15 protein-coding genes are annotated in these 18211 nt (G+C 33.8%); 10 read left to right on the top strand and 5 right to left on the bottom strand.

Translation table 11 applies throughout. From position 1 onward, the window contains the following. The first annotated feature begins 3 nt into the window (after positions 1–3). From ICJ83_RS01495 to ICJ83_RS01460, 8 genes are all read left to right on the top strand, one after another. On the top strand, positions 4–1089 hold the full coding sequence (locus ICJ83_RS01495; RefSeq protein ID WP_188228585.1) for a diphosphomevalonate/mevalonate 3,5-bisphosphate decarboxylase family protein: 1086 nt from the start codon (positions 4–6) through the stop codon (positions 1087–1089). Between the two features lie 61 nt (positions 1090–1150). Continuing rightward, entirely contained in the window at positions 1151–2080 is a 930-nt protein-coding gene (locus ICJ83_RS01490) for a mevalonate kinase family protein (RefSeq protein WP_188228584.1), read from the top strand. A 48-nt stretch (positions 2081–2128) separates the two neighbouring features. After that, positions 2129–3043: a geranylgeranylglycerol-phosphate geranylgeranyltransferase gene (locus ICJ83_RS01485; RefSeq protein WP_188228583.1), complete on the top strand. Its 915-nt coding sequence runs from the start codon at positions 2129–2131 to the stop codon at positions 3041–3043. Positions 3044–3084: 41 nt separating this feature from the next. Beyond that, on the top strand, positions 3085–3960 hold the full coding sequence (locus tag ICJ83_RS01480) for a pseudouridine synthase (protein WP_188228582.1): 876 nt from the start codon (positions 3085–3087) through the stop codon (positions 3958–3960). A 476-nt stretch (positions 3961–4436) separates the two neighbouring features. Further along, positions 4437–5834 carry an arginine decarboxylase gene (locus ICJ83_RS01475; RefSeq protein ID WP_188228581.1) on the top strand — a complete coding sequence of 466 codons (1398 nt, stop codon included), beginning with the start codon at positions 4437–4439 and terminating at the stop codon, positions 5832–5834. A 178-nt stretch (positions 5835–6012) separates the two neighbouring features. Continuing rightward, on the top strand, positions 6013–6987 hold the full coding sequence (locus ICJ83_RS01470; protein ID WP_188228580.1) for a deoxyhypusine synthase family protein: 975 nt from the start codon (positions 6013–6015) through the stop codon (positions 6985–6987). 23 nt (positions 6988–7010) lie between these two features. Then, positions 7011–7349 carry a hypothetical protein gene (locus ICJ83_RS01465; RefSeq protein ID WP_188228579.1) on the top strand — a complete coding sequence of 113 codons (339 nt, stop codon included), beginning with the start codon at positions 7011–7013 and terminating at the stop codon, positions 7347–7349. 16 nt (positions 7350–7365) lie between these two features. Next, positions 7366–7596: a hypothetical protein gene (locus ICJ83_RS01460; RefSeq protein WP_188228578.1), complete on the top strand. Its 231-nt coding sequence runs from the start codon at positions 7366–7368 to the stop codon at positions 7594–7596. Between the two features lie 27 nt (positions 7597–7623). Here ICJ83_RS01460 and ICJ83_RS01455 read toward each other — a convergent pair whose 3' ends face one another. Continuing rightward, on the bottom strand, positions 7624–9003 hold the full coding sequence (locus ICJ83_RS01455; protein ID WP_188228577.1) for a mannosyltransferase: 1380 nt from the start codon (positions 9001–9003) through the stop codon (positions 7624–7626). Positions 9004–9237: 234 nt separating this feature from the next. On the opposite strand from ICJ83_RS01455, the gene ICJ83_RS01450 reads away from it, so the two are divergent. Further along, positions 9238–11865: an MGH1-like glycoside hydrolase domain-containing protein gene (locus tag ICJ83_RS01450; protein ID WP_188228576.1), complete on the top strand. Its 2628-nt coding sequence runs from the start codon at positions 9238–9240 to the stop codon at positions 11863–11865. A gap of 76 nt (positions 11866–11941) precedes the next feature. Here ICJ83_RS01450 and ICJ83_RS01445 read toward each other — a convergent pair whose 3' ends face one another. Genes ICJ83_RS01445 through ICJ83_RS01430 form a run of 4 tightly spaced genes read right to left on the bottom strand, consistent with a single transcriptional unit; the run spans position 11942 to position 17071 of the window. Then, complete coding sequence (locus ICJ83_RS01445) at positions 11942–13432, bottom strand: cellulose synthase family protein (protein WP_188228575.1); 1491 nt, start codon at positions 13430–13432, stop codon at positions 11942–11944. Next, positions 13429–14121: a glycosyltransferase family 2 protein gene (locus tag ICJ83_RS01440; RefSeq protein ID WP_188228574.1), complete on the bottom strand. Its 693-nt coding sequence runs from the start codon at positions 14119–14121 to the stop codon at positions 13429–13431. Before ICJ83_RS01440 ends, ICJ83_RS01445 begins: the two co-directional genes overlap by 4 nt. Positions 14122–14156: 35 nt before the next feature. After that, entirely contained in the window at positions 14157–15767 is a 1611-nt protein-coding gene (locus tag ICJ83_RS01435) for a 4Fe-4S binding protein (RefSeq protein ID WP_188228573.1), read from the bottom strand. Further along, positions 15764–17071: an NAD(P)/FAD-dependent oxidoreductase gene (locus ICJ83_RS01430; RefSeq protein ID WP_188228572.1), complete on the bottom strand. Its 1308-nt coding sequence runs from the start codon at positions 17069–17071 to the stop codon at positions 15764–15766. Before ICJ83_RS01430 ends, ICJ83_RS01435 begins: the two co-directional genes overlap by 4 nt. Positions 17072–17162: 91 nt before the next feature. Between ICJ83_RS01430 and ICJ83_RS01425 the strand changes: the two genes are divergently transcribed. Further along, on the top strand, positions 17163–18170 hold the full coding sequence (locus tag ICJ83_RS01425) for a glycoside hydrolase family 113 (RefSeq protein ID WP_188228571.1): 1008 nt from the start codon (positions 17163–17165) through the stop codon (positions 18168–18170). Positions 18171–18211: the final 41 nt, after the last annotated feature.

Raw genomic sequence — 18211 nt, 5'->3', positions numbered from 1 at the left:
GACATGACCGAAGCACAATTTATTCCGCAGCCATACACGAAATCTGTCGAACAAGGTAAAGTAACTTGGGAGTCACCAAGTAATATTGCCTTGGTAAAATACTGGGGTAAAAAGGAACATCAAATTCCTGAGAATCCGTCGATAAGTTTTACGTTAAACAACTGTAAAACCATTACAACTTTAACCTACACAAAAAAAGATAACTCAAATGAATTTGATTTTGAAGTGTATTTAGATGGTGAAAAGAAGGACGATTTTAAACCAAAAATTGAAACCTTTTTCAATCGTGTTGAGCAGTATTTGTCTTTTTTGAAAGATTATAAATTTGTTGTAGAAACCCAAAATACATTTCCGCACAGTTCAGGTATTGCCTCTTCGGCAAGTGGTATGAGTGCCTTGGCGCTGTGTTTAATGAGTATTGAAAAACAGTTGAATTCAGAAAAATTTTCAGATGAATATTTCAATCAAAAAGCGTCGTTTTTAGCCCGTTTAGGTTCTGGTAGTGCCTGCCGAAGTATTGAAGGCGATTTAATTGTTTGGGGAAAAAATAATATTGTTGAAGGTAGTAGCGATTTATTTGGTGTAAAATATCCGTACGGCGTTCATGAAAATTTTAAAGAGTATCAAGATACTATTTTACTAGTCGATAAAGGCGAAAAACAAGTAAGTAGTACCGTTGGACATAATTTAATGTATGGGCATCCTTATGCCCAAAATCGATTTGCTCAGGCGCATGAAAACCTCGAGAAATTAAAAGCGATTTTAGAGTCTGGCGATTTAGATAAGTTTATAGAAATCATTGAAAGCGAAGCTCTAACACTTCATGCTATGATGATGACTAGCATGCCTTATTTTATTTTAATGAAACCTAATACCTTGGAAATTATTAATAAAATATGGGCATTTAGAGAAGCTACAGGTTTACATATTGGTTTTACTTTAGATGCTGGAGCCAATGTGCATGTATTATATCCTAAGCAGGAATCAGAGCAAATCATGGAATTTATTAAAAGCGAGTTAGTTGGCTATTGCCAAAACGAGCAATATATTTGCGACCAGATTGGTTTTGGTGCCAATCAAATAGAATAATATTACGTATATTTGGCACTGGAACTTAGTTATTGGTGCTAAGTTAAATTTTGGTTTAATTATGAAAGGACCTCTTTTTTACTCGAAAATTTTACTTTTTGGTGAGTACGGAATCATCAAAGACTCTAAAGGTTTATCTATACCTTATAATTTTTATAACGGAGCCCTTAAAGTCTCTGATAACCCAACTAAAGAGGCCGTCGAATCCAATAAAAGTTTAAAGCGTTTTGCCGACCATTTAGAAACTATTTCTCCTGATCTAGTAAGGTTTGATATTGCTTTGTTGAAGAAAGATGTTTCGGAGGGTATGTATTTCGATTCTTCAATCCCGCAAGGGTATGGTGTAGGAAGTAGTGGAGCTTTAGTGGCTGCTATTTATTATAACTACGCTAAAGATAAAATTACGGTTTTAGAAAATTTAACACGTGAAAAGCTATTACAGTTAAAAGCAATTTTCTCTGAAATGGAATCGTTTTTCCACGGAAAATCTTCAGGATTAGACCCGTTAAATAGTTATCTAAGCATTCCAATTCTTATAAACTCTAAGGATAATATCGAAGCGACAGGAATTCCGTCTCAAAAACCCGATGGAAAAGGAGCTGTATTTTTAATAGATAGTGGTATTGTTGGAGAAACAGCACCAATGGTAAGTATTTTTATGGAAAACATGAAGCAGGAAGGCTTCCGTAGTATGCTAAAGGACCAGTTTATAAAACACACCGATGCTTGCGTTGAAGACTTTTTAAAAGGCGATGTTAAGTCTTTGTTTAAAAATACAAAACAGCTGTCTAAAGTTGTTTTAAGTCACTTTAAACCTATGATACCTAAGCAATTTCATGAGCTATGGAAAAAAGGTTTGGAGACTAACGATTATTATTTAAAACTTTGTGGCTCTGGTGGCGGAGGATATATTTTAGGGTTTACCGAAGATATAGACAAAGCAAAACAAGCTTTAGCTGAATATAAATTAGAAGTAGTATATAACTTCTAGTATTCTGTCATTCTGAACATTTTCAGAATCTAATAACCATTTTACTATATGCTTAACAGACGACAGAAACATATATTATTGAAGTTTTTTAGTATGTTTTCTGTAGTTCGAGGTTACAATATTCTTATTTTAGTCATCGCCCAATATTTGGCTTCTATTTTTATTTTAGGATACCATTTACCTTTAAAAGCGGTTATATTTGATGTTAATTTGTTTATGTTGGTTATGGCTTCCGCGATAACTATTGCAGCAGGCTATATAATCAATAGTTTTTACGATTCTGAAAAAGATTTAATCAATAGGCCACATAAGTCCATGCTCGATCGTTTGGTGAGTCAGAATACTAAATTGTTATTATATTTTGTGCTTAATTTTCTCTCGGTGGTTATTGCGAGTTATGTGTCGTTTCGCGCTGTAGTATTCTTTTCATTATACATTTTTGCGATTTGGTTTTATTCGCATAAATTAAAGAAAATGCCTTTCGTTGGTAATTTAACCTCCGCGATACTGACTATCACACCGTTTTTTATCATATTTATTTACTATAAAAACTTTGAGCCTGTAATTTTTGTACATGCTATGTTTTTGTTTTTAATGATTTCCATGCGCGAGCTTACCAAAGATTTAGAAAATATTACGGGTGATATGGCGCAAAATTATCAAACTATCCCCATAGTTTATGGTGAACAGGCATCGAAAGTTATGTTAACTATTTTAGGAATTTTAACTTTGTTTCCTGCATTTTTATTGATATATAAATTTCACGTAGGTAAAATGAGTTACTTCTTTTATGCCAGCGTGTTATTACTTGTTATTTTTCAGTTTTTATTGTGGAGATCGAATACAAAACCGCAGTATCTAATTCTTCATAATATTCTAAAATTGATAATTTTGGCTGGGGTTTTTAGCATTCCATTAATTGATATTTCATTGGTTTTGAATAAAATTACTTTAATTCGCTAAGCAACAAATTATAGATTATCTTTGCATAAAAATAATAACGCATGAGCAGACATCAAGGGACAAATAGAAAAGGAAAGCCATCGGGTAGAGGACAGCGAAGCGGTGCCAAAAAAAACTTTAGCCGTACTTCAGGAAATGATAATACGAAAAGCTTTGCAAGAGGAAATGCGCCTGTAAAAACATCAAGCTCAAATCAGTCAAAATCGAATTCAGATGAAATTCGTTTAAATAAATATGTAGCCAATTCGGGGATGTGTTCACGCCGTGAAGCCGATGTTCATATTGCTACTGGATTAGTAACCGTTAATGGAAAAGTGGTTACGGAAATGGGATATAAAGTTAAAATAGGCGACGAGGTTCGTTACGATGGAAGTCGCATCAACCCAGAGAAAAAAGCGTATGTTTTACTGAATAAGCCGAAAGGGTTTGCTACGACTACGAGCGAAGGCAAAGGACGAACAGTAATGGATTTGGTTGCAAATGCAACAAATTCAAGAATAAAACCAGTTGGACGCTTAGGAAGAAACTCTAAAGGATTGTTACTGTTTACCAATGATGAAGCCATTGTAAATAAGTTTACCAATTCTAAAAATGGGGTGCCACGTTTATTTCACATTGAATTAAGTAAAAATCTAAAATTAGAAGATCTAAAAAAGATTCAAACTGGGTTTAAAATTGATGATAAGTTAATTTCTGTAGAGGAGATAAGTTATATCGACGGAGCTTCTAAAAAGGAGATTGGTTTAAAAATTAAAAACACCGGAAATACCATTATACGAACCATTTTTGAGCATTTAAACTACGATATAGTAAGTGTAGATTGTGTGGCGATTGCTCATCTTACTAAAAAAGATATACCTAGAGGACATTGGAAACATTTAACCGAGCAGGAGCTTAATGGCTTGAAAATGTTGTAATTGTTTCATTGTTAGGGAAATAAGATTAAAGAGGTCGAAAATCATGATTTTCGACTTTTTTTTGTTTAAAATTGAGATGCATTTTATCAAATATTACAAAATTCTACGAATTGCAAGTAAAGATAACAAGGGAAACCCCTGTGTTTATGGGATAAAAAAATATTTAAAAAAAATATTCAAAAGCCACCGAAATTCAATTTTTTATATTTCATTTGTACCTTTAATTAGCTGAACAATTGAAATCTGTTTTTATGTTCGGGCTTTTGAACAATAGGGAGTCATTTTCAAGAGCAGCTTATAGATTAAGTAACCGAATTTTAGAGCTAGCTTCCGCTTCTTATATTTTTTTAAGTCAACATTTGTTTGGCTTTATTCCTACGACCCATCCTCAACTACAGGTTTGATTTATTTTATTTGATATTTACGTAATATTGAATTATTTTTTAATTCACATTTTTAATATTTAAAATAAAATAATGAACACCAAATACATCGATTTAATTAATCAAACGTTTGATTTTCCACAAGAAGAATTCAAACTGGAGGAAAAACAATTACAGTTTCACGATATTGATTTAATGGGACTAGTAGAAACCTACGGTGCTCCGTTAAAGTTTACCTATTTGCCTCAGATATCCAATAATATTAATAAGGCTAAGGGATGGTTTGCTAAAGCTATAAAGAACAATAAATACAAAGGAAAATATCATTATTGCTATTGTACTAAAAGTTCGCATTTTAAGCATGTACTAAACGAGGCTTTAAAAAATGATATTCATATTGAAACCTCTTCGGCTTTCGATATCGATATTGTTGAAAACCTTAAAAAAGAAGGCAAAATTACCGACGAAACTTTTGTTATAAGTAACGGGTTTAAGCGTGCGCAATACGTAACCAATATTGCTAGACTTATTAACAACGGACATAAGAATGCGATTCCTATTATTGATAACTATGAAGAAATCGACTTACTGTCGCAGGAAATAGAAGGTAAATTTAATGTAGGAATCCGGATAGCCTCTGAAGAAGAGCCAAAATTTGAATTTTATACCTCAAGATTGGGAATAGGCTATAAAAACATAGTGCCTTTCTATAAAAATCAAATTCAAAATAATAAAAAGGTAAAACTTAAAATGTTGCACTTCTTTATCAATACAGGTATTCGCGACAATGCCTATTATTGGAATGAGTTGCAAAAGTGTTTAAAGGTTTATACCAGTCTGAGAAAGATATGTCCATCATTAGACAGTTTAAATATAGGAGGAGGATTTCCTATAAAAAACTCACTCGCTTTCGAATTCGATTACGAGTATATGGTTGATGAAATTATTAATCAGATTAAACTAGCATGTGAAGAGGAGGAAGTACCGGTGCCAAATATTTTTACAGAATTCGGAAGTTTTACTGTTGGTGAAAGTGGTGGAGCTATTTACGAAGTCTTATACCAAAAGCAGCAAAACGATCGCGAGAAGTGGAATATGATTAATTCATCGTTTATAACTACGCTTCCAGATACTTGGGCAATTAATAAACGATTTATATTATTGCCAATTAATAGATGGAATGATACTTACGAGCGTGTGTTACTTGGAGGATTAACCTGCGACAGCGACGATTATTATAACAGTGAGCAGCATATGAATGCAATTTATTTACCAAAATATAATAAGGAGAAACCTCTATATTTGGGCTTCTTTAATACGGGGGCTTATCAAGAAACCATTGGAGGTTTTGGAGGCTTACAACACTGTTTAATACCTTCGCCAAAACATGTGCTAATTGATAAAGATGATGAAGGGAATATCACAACATCATTATTTAGTGAACAACAAAAAAGTGAAGACTTACTCAAAATTTTAGGTTACCAAAATTAAAATTGGAAACTGTTTTTAGATTGTATATTGTTATTAATTAATGTTTTAGAATGATTACAAATTTCTTAAATATTGAAGTAAGCATTGTATTATAAAAGGTTAAGTTATAAATTTATAGGTGAAGATTATTAAGTAATTAAAAAAATAATCTTAACAAAAAAATATTAAAAATCACGAAATGAGTACTAAAGGACCAATTTCTCAATTTATAGAAAAACATTATTTGCATTTTAATGCTGCGGCATTAGTAGATGCAGCAAAAGGGTATGAAGCCCAATTAGAATCGGGGGCTAAAATGTTAGTCTCGTTAGCTGGAGCGATGAGTACTGCCGAACTAGGCAAAAGTTTTGCCGAAATGATTCGACAGGATAAAGTGCAAATTATCTCTTGTACAGGAGCGAATTTAGAGGAAGATATCATGAATTTGGTAGCGCATTCGCATTATAACCGTGTGCCAAACTATCGCGATTTAACCCCAAAAGAAGAATGGGATTTATTGGAAAAAGGCTTAAACCGAGTAACCGATACCTGTATTCCAGAGGAAGAAGCTTTTCGAAGACTACAAAAACACATATATAAAATTTGGAAAGATGCCGACGATAAAGGTGAGCGTTATTTACCTCATGAGTATATGTACAAAATGTTATTGTCTGGTGTTCTGGAAGAATATTATGAAATCGATTTAAAAGATTCATGGATGTATGCGGCAGCCGAAAAGAATTTGCCTATTGTTTGCCCAGGTTGGGAAGACAGTACTATGGGAAATATTTTTGCTAGTTATGTGCTTAAAGGTGAATTAAAAGCTAGCACAATGAAGTCCGGAATTGAGTATATGACTTTTTTAGCCGATTGGTATACTGATAATTCTGAAAATGGAATAGGATTTTTTCAAATAGGCGGTGGTATAGCTGGTGATTTCCCAATTTGTGTTGTACCGATGTTATACCAAGATATGGAACGCACCGATACACCATTCTGGAGTTATTTTTGCCAGATTAGTGATTCAACGACAAGTTACGGATCTTATTCAGGAGCAGTACCAAATGAAAAAATAACTTGGGGTAAATTAGACATCGATACCCCAAAATTTATAATTGAAAGTGATGCGACTATTGTTGCACCATTAATTTTTGCATATTTGTTAGATCAATAAAATAACCAACTCAAAAAATTAAAATGTTACGTAAAATTGTAGATTACAAAAAGTTGAATCAGGATATCTTGAATCTCTTGGTAGAAAAGTTTCCTGACGGATATGATGACTCCGATGTAATTTCATTTAGAAATGCTCAAAATGAAATTATCGAGGCAGTTGAGGTGCGTACCGACGATACTATTTATTTAGTAAAAGTTGGAAAACGACTTGTACAGGCAATGGAAGACTTTGGTGATGATGATAATGATGACAACGATACCGAAGTAGATTTCGAAAGCGTAAAAGTTGAGGATTCAGATGAAGATGATGACACTTCAGACGATGATGCAGCTGCTGACGACGACGATGATAACGATTAAAATTACCAAATAAACAATGAGAACAGCTGTTTTTAAGTCATACAAAAAGGGATTGTTTACTTTTTGGTTTGAAAATGGAGAAGAATTAGTGTTTGAAGAGGTTCATCCAAGAGTGCTAAAACAATACGATTTAAAAAACGACAAGAGTTTTATAGATCAGGAATTTAGGATTACTTTCGTTGAGGAATTCGAAGATCATGATGAAGATTTAGTATACTACAGGGTTGAAAGTTTAAAACCCCTTTAAAAAGCTAAATTATTTATAAATAGAATATTACTGAGTCTGCTGTTTATTAAAATAGCAGACTTTTTTATTCAATATAACTTCCCAAATAAAAACCGCGTAAACAATTACATACTCTAAAGTAACGACCCACAGGTTTTCTGAGTTATTAGTATTCGTATAAGCCAAATAACTCAAAATGATGACAAAACTCCATACTAAAGGGAATTTGTAATTAGTAAATATAGACAATATGAGTAATGTGGCAATATACCATGGATGTACGGTCGTTGCTGTAAAGTAGTAAAAACTTAATGCAAGTAGCATACTGGTTGTTAGCTGGATAGTGGTGGTGTTTCTTTTGTAAAAGGTTATACCTAGCACAAACAGGATTACCAATAGCGGAATAAATTTTCCAATAATTGCAATTTCATTGTAGCCTCTAACGGTATATCCAATAGCTCTGGCTATATAGTATATACTGGCATTAAATTCGAAATCTTGAAACCATAATCCTATGGTTTCGGTATAATTATTCACAAATTCAGTAGATAAAAAAGGAAGAAAAAGTAAAAGTGTTGCAATACCCGTAATGCTATAAAAACCAATTAATTTAAAAATTCCATGATTTGTATCTTTTCGAATGAACCATTTTATAAATAATGGCATAAATAATAAAGGTAAAAGTTTTGTTGCTACGGAAAGCGCTAATATAATAGCCGCCATTATCCATTTCTGCCTATGCAGTAGGTATAAACTCCATATTAAAAAGAAAATCATTACGCCTTCAAAATGAAGATTTCCTGTTAATTCAATTATGATAAATGGGTTTAATGCATACCAAAAAATATGACTAATAGGTAAATTGTTTAACTTCAGTAGCTTTTGTCCAAAATAAAGCGTGCCAAAATCTGCAGCTATAATCAGTAATCGCATAGTTATTACAGAACCAAGAATATGCGTTTTAGACACCAAAGCTGCTATTAAAAAGCATAATTGGTTTAATGGTGGGTAATTGGTGTAATGGCCGGCATTAAGTTCTCCCATGCCGATATATAACTCTTTAGCTTGAGCAATTGGGTAATTACCATTTTTAATAAATGATTCAACATTAAATAGGTAAGGATTGTATCCTTCAAGAATGAGGCGCCCATCCCATATAAATCGATAAAAATCTTGCGATAGATTTGGTAATGAAACAATGAAAACAGCTCGAAATAGAAACGCTAAAACTGTTAGTAGTTTTGTGTTATTGCTGCAGCTATGAATAAGTTTATAAAACAAAACAAATAGAGCAATATAATAAACAATGAGTTTTGTGTAATCTGTTCGAACTAAATGATAAGCAAAATTATAATATAAAATCACTGAGGCGAAAGCCATAATAAATGCGAACTTGTGACGCTTTAAATATTTTAGAGAATCTTGCATGATTCAAATATACTCTCAATTTGTAAAATACGGGGATTCCTAATTATTTAACTTCCTTGATTTTTCAAAGGGTTTTTTTATAGACATTTTAACAGATAAGAGCCATTACAGCGAATTAGGTAAATCTTCTTGAGCCATTTAAAAGTTGTAAATAAAAGGCTTAAATTTAACTAACACTTTTTTAAAAATAGCCAGATTTAAGCGGGTTCTTAAATCTATAATTCAAAATAAATAATGAAACAAAAAGGATCTGAAGCAAAACGATTAGAGGTTGCAGATGCCTATCGTAATTGGAAAAAATGGGGGCCATATTTAGCCGAAAGACAATGGGGGACAGTTCGTGAAGATTATAGTTTACACGGTGAATCTTGGGAGTTTATTGATCATGATAAAGCCAGAAGTAATGCTTTTAGATGGGGGGAGGAAGGCATTGGTGGGTTTTGCGATTCACGAGAAATATTGTGTTTGGCACCTGCGTTTTGGAATGGTCACGACGCTATTCTAAAAGAGCGTTTGTTTGGCCTGACTAACAATCAGGGAAACCATGGAGAAGATGTAAAAGAGCTTTATTTTCATCAGGTGTCAACACCAACACATTCTTATGCTAAATATTTATACAAGTACCCTCATAGCGCCTTTCCTTATAGCGATTTAGTGCATGGTAATCAAAAAGGACGACACGACCCGGAATATGAGCTGCTCGATACAGGCTGTTTTAAAGAAAATGCTTATTTCGATTGTTTTATTGAATATGCAAAGGCTGATGTAGACGATATTTTGATGAAAGTAACAGTGGTAAACCGAGGAAAAAAAGCCGCTGATATCCATGTGTTACCACATTTATGGTATAGAAACTTTTGGAAACATAACAAACGTTTTGAACGTCCTAGCATGAAATTATCGTCGAAGCAAGAAGAAACAATTATAGCTAGAAGTATAAGAAATGGTAGATATTATTTTTTCCATGAAGGTGGAGAGCAATTGTTTTGCGAAAATGAAACCAACAATAAACGTATTTATAATGTTCCAAATGAAATCGATTATGTTAAGGACGGTATAAACAATCATGTAGTTGAAGGAAAAGCAACAGTTAATCCACAGAAAACGGGTTCTAAATTGGCTATATGGCACCAGTTTACATTAAAACCCGGAGAAGAACAATCGGTTAAAGTGCGCTTAAGTAAGAGTAAATTACAATCTCCATTTGAAGATTTTGAAGCTGTTTTTAATCAACGGAAGGAGGAATGTGAAGCTTTTTATAATGAAACAATAGCTTCCAAGATTCCAGAATCACATCAAAATATTGCAAAGGCGGCTTTTTCAGGTTTGTTATGGACGAAACAGTTTTATTATTACGATGTGTTTAAATGGCTATTCGGTGGTCCAGGTGAGCCCAAACCAGATCGAGTCAATCTTAGGAATTATAGTTGGCAGCACCTTACTAACCGGCATGTTATTTCTATGCCAGATAAGTGGGAATACCCATGGTATGCAGCATGGGATTTGGCGTTTCATATGGCTTCCTTTGTAGAGATAGACCCTTATTTTGCTAAAGAACAACTGTTACTGGTATTACAAGAGAATTACATGCATCCTAATGGGCAAATTCCAGCATATGAATGGAATTTTAGCGATGTAAATCCGCCTGTACATTCCTGGGCTGTTTGGCATGTTTATGAAAAGGATAAAAATTATACCGGGGTAGGAGATACCGCTTTTTTAGAAAAAGTGTTTCAAAAGTTGCTTATAAATTTCACCTGGTGGGTTAATCAAAAGGATAAAAATGGAACCGATTTGTTTGAGGGTGGTTTCCTTGGTTTAGATAATATAGGGGTGTTTGATAGAAATCATATGCCACCGGGTATTACCAGAATGCAGCAGGCCGATGCTACGAGTTGGATGGCAATGTTTACTCTAAACATGTTACGAATGTCCCTGGAATTGGCTAAATCCAATAAAATTTACGAAGAAATTGCGGCTAAGTTTTTCAGGCACTTTTTAAATATTGCCTGGGCTATGCATCACATTGGTAAAAAGGATATTTCGCTCTGGGATGATGAGGACAATTTTTACTACGATGTCGTTGAAATGGAATCTGGAGCTACCGAAAGGCTGAAAGTGCGTTCTCTCGTTGGGGTAATTCCTATGTTTGCTGTGGAAATTATGCATGAAGATCTCTTTGAAGAATTGAAAAAGTTTAGGGTAAAAGCCAATGAAATTATAAGAACGCGACCAGATTTAGCGTCATTAATTTCTAACCTAGATGATACTAATAAAGATGGAAATTACCTATTCTCAATTATGCGAGGATTCCGATTAGAACATTTATTAAAGCGTTTATTAGATGAAGATGAATTTCTTTCAGAGTTTGGAATTCGTTCATTATCAAAATATCATGAAAAGCATCCGTTTGTGTTTTTATATCACGGGCACCATCAAATTCAATACGAGCCTGGGGAAAGCCGTTCTAATATGTTTGGAGGTAATTCTAACTGGCGGGGGCCAATTTGGATGCCTATCAACTACATGATTATTCAATCATTAAGAAAATATTATACGTTTTATGGTGATGACTATAAATATGAGTTTCCAACAGGTTCTGGCAACAAACTAAATTTAAAACAAATAGCAAACGAACTTACCAAGCGATTGGTTAAGTTGTTTGAAAGAAATGAAGAAGGTAAATATCAGTATCATGCAGATGATGCCAACCATATGTTCGCTAAAGAAGAACACTTTAAAAATGAACATTTATTTTACGAGTTTTTCGATGGCGACACTGGAAAAGGCCTAGGAGCTTCTCATCAAACTGGATGGACGGCTTTAATAGCTAATTTAATTATGGAAATGGATGAGGAATAATACATCTGTTAAAATGTAAACACAAAAAAGGCTCGTTTTTTTAACGAGCCTTTTTTGTGTTTCTATGTTATAAGTATTAAACTTTTGATGTCAGCGATTTAATAAATACATATCCGAATCCTATGAATAACATAAGGTGAAACGGAAATAGCCCAAAATCTCCCCCTTGGTTGCCAACTATAAATGCGCTGTACATCCCAAAACCGAAATATAGCATAAGTAAACCTTCAAAAATTACGTGTACCGACACTGTTTTTTTCAAATACTTGTTCTTTTTCCAACTGTCTTTTAAGGTGTTGATGTTAAATTTAGGAGTTCTTACAAATTCACTTTTCTTACCCCAGTGACCTTCTAATACCGCAATTGAATTATGTAGCGAAAAACCCATGGCTATAGAGAAAAATACGAAAAACATTCCGATATATCTTAAGAAGTTTTTTATACCACCTCCATAGGTGTTTTTATACATAAACCAATAACATACAAAAAATATGATGGTACTTATTACAAAAAAGCTCATAACGTAAAAATACGGCTTCAAGTGGGTGTATTCGTTTTTAATATAAAGCATTGGAATACTTAAAATACCAACAATTAAAATATTTAAAAACATGGTGCTGTTTAGCAAGTGTAATAATCCGTGAACTTTAGTTTTGCGCGAAATGTTTTCGTTTTTTAAAACACGCCATAACATTTTTTTAAAGTTTTCGGCACCGCCTTTATTCCATCTAAATTGTTGCGATCGAGCAGCACTAATAACGATTGGTAATTCGGCAGGAGTTTTAACGTCTTCTAGATATTTGAACTTCCATTTTTTTAATTGTGCACGATAGCTTAAATCCAAATCTTCGGTTAAAGTATCACCTTCCCAGTTACCAGCATCTATAATACAGGTTTTACGCCATACGCCTGCAGTCCCATTAAAGTTTATAAAGTGACCTTTTGAGTTTCTGCCAACTTGTTCCAATGTAAAGTGGGCATCAAGAGCAAAAGCCTGAATTTTTGTTAATAATGAATAATTGCGGTTTAAATGGCCCCAACGGGTTTGTACTACACCAATATTTTCATCTTTAAAATACGGAATAGTACGTTTTAACCAATCTTCTTCTGGTAGGAAATCTGAATCGAAAATAGCAATAAATTCACCTTTTGCAATTTTTAAACCTTCTTTTAAGGCTCCGGCCTTATATCCGGTTCTATTCGTTCTGGTAATATGTTGGATATCTAAACCAGTTGCTTGTAATTTTTCAACATGAGCACGCGTAGATTCAACGGTTTCATCGGTAGAATCGTCGAGTACCTGTATTTCAAGTTTATCTTTAGGATAATCTATTTTAGCAATATTATCTAACAAGCGTTCCATAACGTACATTTCGTTATATACTGGAAGCTGTATGGTTACCATAGGTACTTCGCTTGGATTTTCCAGATCGAAAGTCTCGCAATTGTCCTGAGAGCGCTTTGATGAGAGGTAATTAAAAAGTAAATTTAATTGCGCTAATGCATACAAGAAAATGAGGAAAAGTGCAATACTATAAATAATGATAACTGTTGTTTCTATAATCATTTTGTAATACTATATTTAAAAATCCAACATAAGATTTTTATGCCTGCAAATATACTACCTTTTACGGTTCCTGAAACTTTTGATATGCCAATTCTGTTGCGATAGTTCACAGGTATTTCTATATACGACAAATTTTGTTTTATGGCCTTCAATTGCATCTCGATTGTCCAGCCATAAGTTTTGTCGATCATATTCAACTGTAATAATTTTTCGTATTTAATGGCTCTAAAAGGTCCCAGATCAGTGTATTTTGCGGAAAAGAATAAGGTCATTAAGTTTGTGGCAAGCCAATTGCCGAAAATTTGCGGGCCGGTCATTGAACCTGGTTCACGTAATTGCTTTACGCGAGAACCAATAACGAAATCTATATTTTTTTCGATAATAGGCTGCACTATTTTGGTTAATTCTTCGGGGTAATCGCTATAGTCTCCATCCAAAAATACAATAATATTTGGTTTTTCGGCTTTATTTTCAATGTATTGCATGCCTTTTAAGCAAGCATAACCATAACCTTTATTTTCTTCGTTTAAAACCGTTGCGCCTGCTTGTTTTGCATGTATCTCGGTTTGATCGGTAGAGTTGTTATTAACCACAATGACTTCATCAACAATATCGGGGATATCATTAATCACTTTAGCAATAGAATTTGCTTCATTATAAGCAGGAATAATAACGTTTATTTTGGGCATTAAGTCATTAATTTTCAGCGGTAAATGTACAATTTCTAATCGTTATTTTGTTGATTATTTAATAAATCAATTAAGTCCATATTATTACCTAGTAAAATATCATTAGAGTTAATACGACCATGCATGGAATCGTTTTCTAACTTTAGCACTCCTCTAGGGCAAACGGCACTGCAAATACCACAACCAACGCAGCTGGAACGCACTATATTTTCACCTTTTTGGGCGTAGGCACGAACATCAATTCCCATTTCGCAATAAGTCGAACAGTTGCCACAGGAAATGCACTGTCCGCCATTTGTAGTAATGCGGAATTTTGAAAATAAACGCTGTTGAAAACCTAAAATAGCAGCCATTGGGCAACCAAACCGGCACCAAACTCTATTGCCGAAAATTGGATAAAATCCTGTTCCGATAACACCTGAAAAAATGGAGCCAATATAAAAACCATAAGCAGCGCGTAAGGTACTCGACTTTATAAGAAAGATGTGGTCTGAAGCTCCTGAAACATACAATGTGATTAATGAGGTGATAATTACAAAATATCCTATCGCACCGTAGCTCGCATCTTTACCTATTTCGTGACGCTTAAAGAGCATGACTATTGTGAAAACGATAGTTAATAAAATGGCTGTCCCCAAAAGAAAGGCGTTTTTAGATAACCAATAGGTGTCTGGGTCTTTCATAAGATAAGAATAGATTACAGCAATGGTCATAATAACTGAAAACACTAATACAGTATGAATTAACCAACGCTCTATTTTCCAAGCCGAAAGTTTTTTGCTGCTTAAATGTCTAAACGGGTCGCCGGCAGTTTCGGCCAATCCACCACAACCACAAACCCAGGAACAATACCATCGTTTACCATATTTATAAGTTAAAATTGGAGAAATTATAAAAATAGATAGAATACCAAAAATAAGCATGGCTAAGCCTAAATTTCCTGAGGATAGCAGCCCATTAATAGACCAACTATCAAAAAGGTAATAGTTTAATGGCCACATGCTTTTTAAATCGTAATATGGCAAATTATAATTTGGGCTGGCATTTAACCTAGACATGAACTCAGGAATTAAAAAGGCAAACCCTAATTGAAAAAACATCACCGAAATAGTTCGTAATTGCTGATATCGGTTATGCCGGTATTTTAAAATAAATTTATAGCCAAATATTAAAATAACCAAGGTGTAAAGTGTTCCATAAACAAACCATTGGCTTGCGGGATTACCATTTAAAAGTTTACTCAATGGATCAAAAAAAGCTATTAATCCTGAATTTGAATTTCCGTTAGTTCCCAATCCTAAATATTCAGGGAAAAAATATAGTACGATATAAAAGGTAGTTATTAAAATGCCCGTTAACCAGGCTAATGTGCCGCGTGAGGTCAAGGATTTAAACCAAATGCCATCATTTTTTATTCCTTTCGATGTTTTTAAGTAAGCATTTGAAAAGATCATAGAACCTACGGTTATTAAAACCAGAGATAATATTAGAAACAATGTTTTATTTGGAAATGACGCGTTACATCCGGCTAATATCAAAATGAAAAGCCCCACAACTCCAACGCAAAGGCCTAATTTTTGTTTCAGTGACAAATTCACTGTATTAGGATTTACAATTGACATCGTATGTTGAGGTTTCTGGTTCATATTTGAGATTGAAATTGATTATGAAAGGCTTTTTGTATTTCCTTATGATATGTTGCGAAAAATTCCGGGTCAAAATTAGCTTCATGAAGATGATTAATAACAAAAGCTATATCCCTTTTTTCAATAAGCCAGTTATTGAATGTTTCATGACGCATACGAATACCAAAGGTGTTTATACCAAGAAATGTGTTTGTATGTAGGTTGTAAGCAATCGTTACCCATTTTGTGTTATCGTGGTGCGACCAATGAAATTGGTATTCATGTTCAGGTTTATTTTTCTTAGCATTTACCCAACCGTAAGTTTGGTATTCAATATCAAAAAATTTAGCTGAATTAAACCAAGGTCCTGGGTCGTAGGCGTTGCGTTTTCCGCAAATTGTTTGAGCAATTACTTCTCCCATCATTCTGCCGGTATACCATACAGCTTCAATGGAGCGTCGATTTTCTAAAGGTTCTAAAAGTTCAGCACAATCGCCTATAGCATACACATTCGAAATGTTGGTTTCTAAAAAACGATTTACCAAAACACCTTTATTAGTTTTGATATTCGAAGGTTTTAAAAAGTCAATGCTAGGAGAAACACCTGCCGTTAGTCCAACAAAATCACATGGAATTTCTTCTCCGGTTTCCTTAATGATAACCGATTGTACTCTGCCGTTATTATCTGATATAATCTCTTCAAGATTTGATGAAAGTCGCAGGTCGATATGGTGGCTTTTAATGTGTTTTGTTATTAGTTGGCTATCGTTTTCCGGTAAAACATTGTTCCAAAAACTAGATTCTCTAACAATAAAAGTTACAGGTATATTTCTAGAATTTAGCATTTCGGCTAATTCAATGCCTATTAAACCTCCTCCAACAATTACGGCTCGTTTACATACTTTATTGTTAGGGGCATAGACTTCGAGATTTTCTAAATCTTGTTTGCTGTATAAACCTTGAACCCCCTTTAAATCCTGACCAGGCCATCCAAATTTGTTAGGTTTACTTCCTGATGCAATAATGAGTTTGTCGTAATTTAGTTGAGCTTTGTTTGAAAAATGCAGTGTTTTTGTTTTAGTGTCGACGGCTTTAACGAAGGCTTTAATTAAATTAATATTGTTTTTTTTCCAGAACCAGTTTTCATAAGGTTGGGTGTGCTCAAAAGTCATATGTCCCATATAGACATACATCAGGGCAGTTCTGGAAAAAAAATATTCGGACTCAGCAGAAATAACAGTAATTTTTTTATTGGAAAGTTTCCGTATATGTCTGGCTGCTGTAATTCCAGAAATGCCATTTCCAATAATAACGATATGTTCCATTAAGGTTGTTTTGTTACAGGTTGGTCGAAGCCTCATATAAAAACTTAAAAAGTCTATACATTTTGTTTAAATTTAAAAATAAAATTTAGGTATGCGATTTATTTTAATAGGGTTTGTGGCTTTTTTATTGAATTCCTGTGCGATGACATCGCTAACAATGCAAAAAATAAATGGTATTAGCTTTGTAGCGGCACGAGACTCAATTAAGGGAGAGCATATAAAACCTGTAGCAAATATTCATGCAAATTATGTGGCCATAATGCCCTTTGGTTTTATTTCAAATTTACAACATCCTCAAATAGTTTATAATTCAAATAGACAATGGTTTGGAGAAACTGCCAAAGGCGTAAAACAATACATTAAAAGTTTTAAGTCATCAGGGATGGCAGTTATGATTAAGCCCCAATTATGGGTAAGTCGAGGTGAATTTACAGGCTTAATAAAAATGAATAATGAAAAGGCATGGCGTGAATTAGAGGATTCTTACTTGAATTTTATATTAGATTATGCCCGGGTGGCTCAGGAAATGGATGTAGCTATTTTTTGTATAGGGACAGAATTGGAAACTTTTATTGATTATAGACCCGAATATTGGAAGCATGTAATCGAACGTATTCGAAAGGTATATTCAGGAAAATTGACATATGCAGCCAATTGGAACGAATTTAATCGTACACCGTTTTGGAACGATTTGGACTTTATTGGTGTTGATGCCTATTTTCCAGTAAGTGAGTTAAAAACCCCAACCGTAGAAGATTGTCTGGAAGGATGGGGACTTTATAAAACTGAACTTAAAGAGTTTTCCGAACGTCTGGACAAGCCCATTCTATTTACCGAGTTTGGTTACCGTAGTATCGATTTTTCTGGGAAGGAGCCCTGGAATTACGACAGACGCTTAAATGTTATAAATTTAGAGGCCCAGGTTAATACAACTCAAGCTTTATTTGAGTCGTTTTGGGATGAACCTTGGTTTGCAGGAGGGTTTCTTTGGAAATGGTTTCACAAACACGATGATTCAGGTGGTAAAAATAATATCATGTTTACACCGCAAAATAAACCCGCTGAAAATTTAATTAAAGATTGGTATTCCCGTTATTAAACTTGCAAAAACAAAGTGGTGTAAGTTTTAATCATTTATTT

The sequence above is a fragment of the Aestuariibaculum sediminum genome, from assembly GCF_014596945.1.
Taxonomy (GTDB): Bacteria; Bacteroidota; Bacteroidia; order Flavobacteriales; family Flavobacteriaceae; genus Aestuariibaculum; species Aestuariibaculum sediminum.
The sequence above is the reverse complement of the archived record's forward strand: the minus strand, read 5'-3'. Positions and strand labels throughout refer to the sequence as shown.

Bases quoted from the DNA above. Each gene is read 5' to 3' on its own strand.
- ICJ83_RS01495 (WP_188228585.1), top strand. From the start codon at position 4: ATGACCGAAGCACAATTTATTCCGCAGCCATACACGAAATCTGTCGAA.
- ICJ83_RS01490 (WP_188228584.1), top strand. From the start codon at position 1,151: ATGAAAGGACCTCTTTTTTACTCGAAAATTTTACTTTTTGGTGAGTAC.
- ICJ83_RS01485 (WP_188228583.1), top strand. From the start codon at position 2,129: ATGCTTAACAGACGACAGAAACATATATTATTGAAGTTTTTTAGTATG.
- ICJ83_RS01480 (WP_188228582.1), top strand. From the start codon at position 3,085: ATGAGCAGACATCAAGGGACAAATAGAAAAGGAAAGCCATCGGGTAGA.
- ICJ83_RS01475 (WP_188228581.1), top strand. From the start codon at position 4,437: ATGAACACCAAATACATCGATTTAATTAATCAAACGTTTGATTTTCCA.
- ICJ83_RS01470 (WP_188228580.1), top strand. From the start codon at position 6,013: ATGAGTACTAAAGGACCAATTTCTCAATTTATAGAAAAACATTATTTG.
- ICJ83_RS01465 (WP_188228579.1), top strand. From the start codon at position 7,011: ATGTTACGTAAAATTGTAGATTACAAAAAGTTGAATCAGGATATCTTG.
- ICJ83_RS01460 (WP_188228578.1), top strand. From the start codon at position 7,366: ATGAGAACAGCTGTTTTTAAGTCATACAAAAAGGGATTGTTTACTTTT.
- ICJ83_RS01455 (WP_188228577.1), bottom strand. From the start codon at position 9,003: ATGCAAGATTCTCTAAAATATTTAAAGCGTCACAAGTTCGCATTTATT.
- ICJ83_RS01450 (WP_188228576.1), top strand. From the start codon at position 9,238: ATGAAACAAAAAGGATCTGAAGCAAAACGATTAGAGGTTGCAGATGCC.
- ICJ83_RS01445 (WP_188228575.1), bottom strand. From the start codon at position 13,432: ATGATTATAGAAACAACAGTTATCATTATTTATAGTATTGCACTTTTC.
- ICJ83_RS01440 (WP_188228574.1), bottom strand. From the start codon at position 14,121: ATGCCCAAAATAAACGTTATTATTCCTGCTTATAATGAAGCAAATTCT.
- ICJ83_RS01435 (WP_188228573.1), bottom strand. From the start codon at position 15,767: ATGAACCAGAAACCTCAACATACGATGTCAATTGTAAATCCTAATACA.
- ICJ83_RS01430 (WP_188228572.1), bottom strand. From the start codon at position 17,071: ATGGAACATATCGTTATTATTGGAAATGGCATTTCTGGAATTACAGCA.
- ICJ83_RS01425 (WP_188228571.1), top strand. From the start codon at position 17,163: ATGCGATTTATTTTAATAGGGTTTGTGGCTTTTTTATTGAATTCCTGT.